The 6,258-nt window shown below is 71.2% G+C and carries 5 protein-coding genes; 4 read left to right on the forward strand and 1 reads right to left on the reverse strand.

From position 1 onward, the window contains the following. The first annotated feature begins 90 nt into the window (after positions 1 to 90). The 3 genes from ACO1X9_RS13670 to ACO1X9_RS13680 all read left to right on the forward strand — a co-directional run bounded on the left by ACO1X9_RS13670 (position 91) and on the right by ACO1X9_RS13680 (position 3,500). The gene (locus ACO1X9_RS13670; protein WP_486351395.1) at positions 91 to 789 is read left to right on the forward strand and encodes a spermidine synthase; all 699 of its coding nucleotides are present in this window, start codon (positions 91 to 93) and stop codon (positions 787 to 789) included. A 67-nt stretch (positions 790 to 856) separates the two neighbouring features. Continuing rightward, positions 857 to 1,228: a winged helix-turn-helix transcriptional regulator gene (locus ACO1X9_RS13675; protein ID WP_486351396.1), complete on the forward strand. Its 372-nt coding sequence runs from the start codon at positions 857 to 859 to the stop codon at positions 1,226 to 1,228. A gap of 43 nt (positions 1,229 to 1,271) precedes the next feature. Beyond that, positions 1,272 to 3,500 (forward strand): LLM class flavin-dependent oxidoreductase, encoded by a 2,229-nt coding sequence (locus ACO1X9_RS13680; protein WP_486351397.1) that lies wholly within the window; start codon positions 1,272 to 1,274, stop codon positions 3,498 to 3,500. Positions 3,501 to 3,608: 108 nt separating this feature from the next. Here ACO1X9_RS13680 and ACO1X9_RS13685 read toward each other — a convergent pair whose 3' ends face one another. After that, a complete protein-coding gene (locus ACO1X9_RS13685) occupies positions 3,609 to 5,075 on the reverse strand; it encodes a helix-turn-helix domain-containing protein (RefSeq protein ID WP_486351398.1) in 1,467 nt (488 codons plus the stop codon). A gap of 104 nt (positions 5,076 to 5,179) precedes the next feature. Between ACO1X9_RS13685 and aceA the strand changes: the two genes are divergently transcribed. Then, a partial coding sequence (gene aceA / locus ACO1X9_RS13690; protein WP_486351399.1) for an isocitrate lyase occupies positions 5,180 to 6,258 on the forward strand: 1,079 nt, incomplete at its 3' end.

The raw sequence follows: 6,258 nt of genomic DNA on the forward strand, positions 1-6,258 counted from the left end.
AGAATGCGTCGCCGCCGGTGAGGCGTCGCCCGACGGACCCGGTTCGTCCTGAACGGCGCACGTTCGCGCGGGGTGCGTAGGGTGAGGCCGGTGACGTCGCGCTTCGAGGAACTCGACTGGCGGGAGACCCCGATGGGCGACCTGTTCCTGCGGCGGCGGCTCGACCCGGTGCTCGGCGTCGACATCTACGAGGTGAAGCTCGGCGACGAGTACCTCATGTCGAGCCTCTTCACCGAGGCGGAGAAGCAGCTCGCGCATCTCGGCCTCGCCGCGACGACGGGCGACGACCTCGCGGTGCTCGTCGGCGGTCTGGGCCTCGGCTACACCGCGGTGGCGGCCCTCGAGCACACGGCGGTCGGGTCGCTCGTCGTGGTCGACGCGCTGCCCGCGGTGATCGACTGGCACGAGCGCGGCCTGCTCCCCGTCTCCGCCCGGCTGACCGACGACACCCGTACAAGCCTCGTGCTCGACGACTTCTTCGACCTCATGCGCCGCGACCTCGCCCCCGATGCTCCGCGCTACGACGCGATCCTGCTGGATGTCGACCACTCACCCCGGCACCAGCTCAGCGCCGCGCACGCCGACCTCTACACCCCGGACGGACTGCGGCGGCTCGCCCGTCACCTCCGCGACGGCGGCGTGTTCGCCCTCTGGTCGGACGACCCGCCGGACGAGGCGTTCCTGACCGACCTCGAGGCCGCGTTCTCGACGTCGGCCGCACACGTCGTGGAGTTCCCCAACCCCCTGACCGACGGCACGTCGACGAACACCGTCTACGTCGCGCGGTAAGGGTTTCGATACACCGGGACGCTGCGCGACCCGGCACTCAACCTACGAGTGTGCTTACTCTGGGTGAGTGAGCGACGTCCTCCCCGAACCCGTCTTTGAGACGATCGACGACGACAAGTGCCGCGCGATGGTGCAGCACCTCGAGTTCATCGGCCGACGGTGGGTGGGCGCCATACTGCTGGCCGGCATCCGCGGCGCGCGACGCTTCTCGGAGTACCGCGCGCTCGTCGACGGCATCTCCGACCGCCTGCTGTCGGTGCGGCTCAAAGAGCTCGAAGCCGAGGGATGGATCGAGCGCACCGTCATCCCGACGACCCCCGTCTCGATCAGCTATGCACCGACGCGGCGCGGGCGCGAGCTCATCGCCGCCGCGCAGCCGCTCACGTCGTGGGCGATCGCCGACGAGTCCCGTCACCGCTTACGCGCAGTAAGCGACTAACCCGGCGCCTGCACGCCCGACCCTCGGCGGGCACCATGGGCCCATGCCCGACTACGGTCACACCCTCGAGTTCGGAACCTTCGTCACCCCGGTCAACGACCCGCCCGAGCAGGCGGGCGACCTCGCGATCGTGAGCGAAGACCTCGGCTTCGACCTCGTCACGTTCCAAGACCACCCCTACCAGCCGGCGTTCCACGACACGTGGACCCTCCTCGCCTGGACCGCCGCTCGCACGACACGGATCCGGCTCGCGGCGAACGTGCACAACATCCCGCTGCGCCCGCCGGCCGTGCTCGCCCGAGCCGCCGCGAGCCTCGACCTGCTGAGCGGCGGACGGTTCGAGCTCGCGATCGGCGCGGGCGGCTTCTGGGACGCCATCGAGGCGATGGGCGGCGAGAAGCTCGAGCCCGGCGAGGCCGTCCAGGCGTTCGACGAGGCGATCGACGTCATCCGCGGCATCTGGGACGACGACGCGCGCACACCGCTCCGGGCCGGAGGACGCTTCCACCACGTCGACGGCGCGAAGCGCGGGCCGGCTCCCGCACACGACATGCCGATCTGGGTGGGCGCGATCAAGCCGCGCATGCAGCGGCTCATCGCACGCAAGGCCGACGGCTGGCTGCCGTCACTCGCGTACATCAAGCGGGAGGGGCTCGCGGCGGGCAACGCGGTCATCGACGCCGAGGCCACGCGTGTGGGTCGCGACCCGCGCGAGATCCGTCGGCTGCTCAACGTCGGCCCGGCCGAGGCGACCGTCGACCACCTGGTCGAACTCGCGCTCGAGGAGGGCGTCGGCACCTTCATCCTCGCGTCCGACGACCCCTCGGCGAGGGCGGTCGTCGCTCACGACGTGATGCCCGAGGTGCGCGCGCGCGTCGCGGAGGAGCGCGAGAGCCGCGGCACCGCGACCGGGCGGGTGCGGTCGGCGACCGCCCTCGCCGCGCGACGGGCGGGAATCGACTACGAAGCCCTCCCGGCATCCCTCGCCGCGGATGCCGTGGAACCCGGCGACGCGGGATTCGGCCGGGTGCGCAACAACTACCTGCGCGGCGGCAACCCGGGGCTCGTGCTGCGGCCGTCGAACGTCGACGAGGTGCGCGAAGCCCTCGCCTTCGCACGCGCGCAGGACGTGCCGCTCGGCGTGCGCTCGGGCGGCCACGGTGTCTCCGGTCGCTCCACGAACGACGGCGGGGTCGTGCTCGACCTCGGGAGGTTGAACTCGATCGAGGTGCTCGATCCCGGTCGTCGACTCGTGCGCGTCGAGCCCGGCGCGCGCTGGATCGAGGTCGCCCGCGCGCTCGAGCCGCACGGGTGGGCGATCACGAGCGGTGACTACGGCGGGGTCGGGGTCGGCGGCCTCGCGACAGCCGGTGGGGTGGGGTGGTTCGCACGCGAGCACGGGCTCACGATCGATCACGTGCGCGCCGTCGAGCTGCTCACTGCCGACGGGCGTCTCGTGCGCGCGTCGGCCGACGAGAACCCCGAACTCTTCTGGGGGATGCGCGGCGCCGGATTCGAGTTCGGCATCGCGACGGCCTTCGAGCTCGAGGCGCACGAGACGGGCGACGTCGCCTTCGCGCAGCTGCAGTTCGCCGCCACCGACGTCGCCGGGCTGCTCGAGGGCTACGGCAGCGTCGTCGAGGGTTCGCCCCGCGACCTGACGGCCTCCCTCATCCTCAACCCGGCCCGCGGCGGCACGGCGTCGGCGTCGATCCTCGCCCTCGTCGACTCGGCCGACCCCGACACGGTCGTCGCGCGCCTGCAGCCGCTCGCCGAGCTCGCCCCGCTGACCGGGCAGAACGCCGGGATCATGTCGTACGCCGACGTCATGGGCAGCTACTACCAGCCGGGTCCGCACCGCGCGGAGTCGGAGCCCTACGCCCACTCGGGCCTCGTCGACCACATCACGCCCGAGTTCGCCGCCGACGCCGCGGCGTTCCTGGAGTCCGGGGCGACCCACTTCTTCCAGTTCCGTGCCGTCGGAGGCGCGGTGTCCGACGTGCCGGAGGACGCGACGGCTTACGCGGGCCGGTCGGCGAACTTCTCGCTCACGGCGATCTCGGGCGCGCCCGCGCGACTGGATGCCGAGTGGGCGCGGCTACGACCGCACCTCACAGGCGCGTACCTGTCGTTCGACACCGCTCGGGATGAGCAGACACGCGCGCTCGTCTGGCCGAACGCCCACCTGGCGCGGTTGCGGGCACTCAAGGCGGAGTGGGATCCGCAGAACGTCTTCCGCGACAACCTCGGCCTCGGCACCCCTGCGGGTTGAGGAGCGCCCGCCGCAGGCGGACGCGTCTCGAAACCTGCCCGTCCGAGTTGCTCGGGGGCGGTTTCGAGACGCGTCGCGCTGCGCGCGGCGCTCCTCAACCCGCGGAGGTCACTCGGGGGCGTGAGCCTCGAGGAACTCGTAGACCTCGGTGAGGTCGACACCCGTGAAGGTGCCCGACGGCATCGCCGCGAGCAGTGAGGAGTTGAGCCGCGCGGAGGGCCAGGCCTTGTCGCCCCAGCGGGCCGCGAGGGAGTCGGCGGGCCGTCGGCAGCAGCTCGGGTCGGGGCAGCGCGACGTGTGGCGCCGCCCCGTGTCGCGCCCGCGGAACCACTTCACGTGCGCGAACGGCGTGCCGACGCTCACCGAGAACGACCCCGAGGCGGTGTTCTGGATGCTCGAGGTACACCAGTACGTGCCCATCGGCTTGTCGGTGTACTGGTGGTACGGGCTGAAGCGGTCTTCGACGGTGAACACCTGCCGCGCGCTCCAGTAGCGGCACACGACCTGGCCTTCGACGGCGCCGAGCACGTCGGTCGGGAAGAGCGCGCCGTCGTTCTCGTAGGCCTTCGAGATCGTGCCGCTCGCGTGCACCTTGAGGAAGTGCACGGGGATGCCGAGGTGCTCGGTCGCGAGGTTGGTGAACCGGTGCGCCGCCGTCTCGTAGCTCGTGGCGAACGCGTCGCGCAGGTCTTCGACGCTCAGCTCGCGGGCATCCTTCGCCGCCCGAAGGAATTGCACCGCCGATTCCTCGGGGATCAGCAGCGCGCCGGCGAGGTAGTTCGTCTCGACGCGCTGGCGGAGGAGGTCGGCGTAGTCGCGGGGCTCCTGCTTGCCGAGCACATGTGCTGCGAGGGCCTGCAGCAGTGCCGAGCGCGGGTCGCCGCCCGACGACGGGCGCACCGGGAGGTAGATGCGTCCGTTCTCATGGTCGGTGACGCTGCGGGTGGAGTCGGGCAGGTCGCCGACGTAGTGCAACGTGAAGCCGAGGTGGCTCGCGAGGTCGGCGGCGACGCGCTGCGACAGCGGGCCGCCGCGATGGCCGACGGCGGCGAGCAGGTCGCGGGCGATCGCCTCGAGGTCGTCGAAGTGGTTGCCGCGCTTTCGTTGCTCGGCGCGCAACTCGGTGTTGGCCCGTCGCGCCTCCTCGGGTGTCGCCGCACGCTCGTTGTGGAGGCGCTGCAACTCGTCATGCAGTCCCAGGATCGTCTGCATCGCCTCGTCGCTCAGCGTCTTGCGCGCCGGCACCGCGGGCAGCCCGAGACTCGCGTAGAGCGGACCACGCTGGATGCGCTCGAGGGCGATCTCGAGGGCGGCGCGCTTCGACGGAGGCTCGGGTGAGAGCAGCTCGTCGAGCGTCACTCCGAGGATGCGGGCGAGCTTCTGCAGCTCGCCGAGCTTGAGTTCGCGCTTGCCGTTCTCGATGACCGAGACCTGCGACGGGGCACGGCCGAGTTCTGTCGCGAGCGCCTCGAGGGTCAGACCGCGGTCGGTGCGCAGTGCGCGGATGCGGCGGCCGATGGTGAGGGGATCGAGCACCTCTTCATCGTGGGCGTCTTCTGCGGGTAGCGGAGGCATGCCACCATCCTGGAGCCTTCGATCCTGCTGCGGAATAGAAAGATCAAGGTATTTCTGCGGCCTAAGGAGCAGAAACGCGACTCCGAGCGGCGCAACCTGGGGTCATGACCGACACCACGAGCCGCGGCGCCCGCCCCGGCGACCAGACCCAGACCGCCGCCGAACTCGAGATCGAGTGGGCCGCCGACCCGCGCTGGAGCGACGTCCGCCGCGACTACACCGCGCAGGACGTCATCGACCTCCGCGGCCCCGTCCGTGAGGAGCGCACCCTCGCCCGCCGCGGTGCCGAGAAGCTGTGGGAGCTCATCCAGCAGAACGACGACCCGAACGAGTGGGTCTCGGCCCTCGGCGCCCTCACCGGCAACCAAGCCGTGCAGCAGGTGCGCGCCGGGCTGAAGTCGATCTACCTCTCCGGCTGGCAGGTCGCCGCCGACGCGAACCTCTCCGGCCAGACCTACCCCGACCAGAGCCTCTACCCGGCCAACTCGGTGCCGGCGGTCGTGCGGCGCATCAACAACGCGCTGCTGCGCACGGGTCAGATCGAAGGGGCCGACGCGGCGCCCCACGGCGACTGGACGGTGCCGATCGTGGCGGATGCCGAGGCCGGCTTCGGCGGACCGCTCAACGCCTACGAGCTCATGCACGGCATGATCGAGGCCGGCGCGGCGGGCGTGCACTGGGAGGACCAGCTCGCGAGCGAGAAGAAGTGCGGCCACATGGGCGGCAAGGTGCTCGTGCCGACGTCGCAGCACATCCGCACCCTCAACGCCGCGCGACTCGCGGCCGACGTCGCGGGCGTGCCGTCGATCGTCATCGCCCGCACGGATGCGCTCGCCGCGACGCTGCTCACGAGCGACCACGACGAGCGCGACAAGCCCTTCACGACGGGCGAGCGCACCGCCGAGGGCTTCTACACCGTGCAGAACGGCATCGGTCCGGTGCTCGCTCGCGGGCACGCCTACGCTCCCTACGCCGACCTGCTCTGGGTCGAGTCGGACAAGCCGAACCTCGAGCTCGCGCGGGAGTTCGCGGAGAGCATCCACGCCGAGTTCCCGAACCAGAAGCTCGCCTACAACTGCTCGCCGTCGTTCAACTGGAAGCAGCACCTCGACGACGACCAGATCGCGAAGTTCCAGCGCGAGTTGTCGGCGATGGGTTACGCGTTCCAGTTCATCACCCTCGC

Source organism: Pseudolysinimonas sp. (assembly GCF_057350545.1).

Excerpts from the sequence above, each read along its gene's own strand:
- ACO1X9_RS13680 (WP_486351397.1), top strand. The coding sequence starts at position 1,272 with ATGCCCGACTACGGTCACACCCTCGAGTTCGGAACCTTCGTCACCCCG.
- ACO1X9_RS13685 (WP_486351398.1), bottom strand. The coding sequence starts at position 5,075 with ATGCCTCCGCTACCCGCAGAAGACGCCCACGATGAAGAGGTGCTCGAT.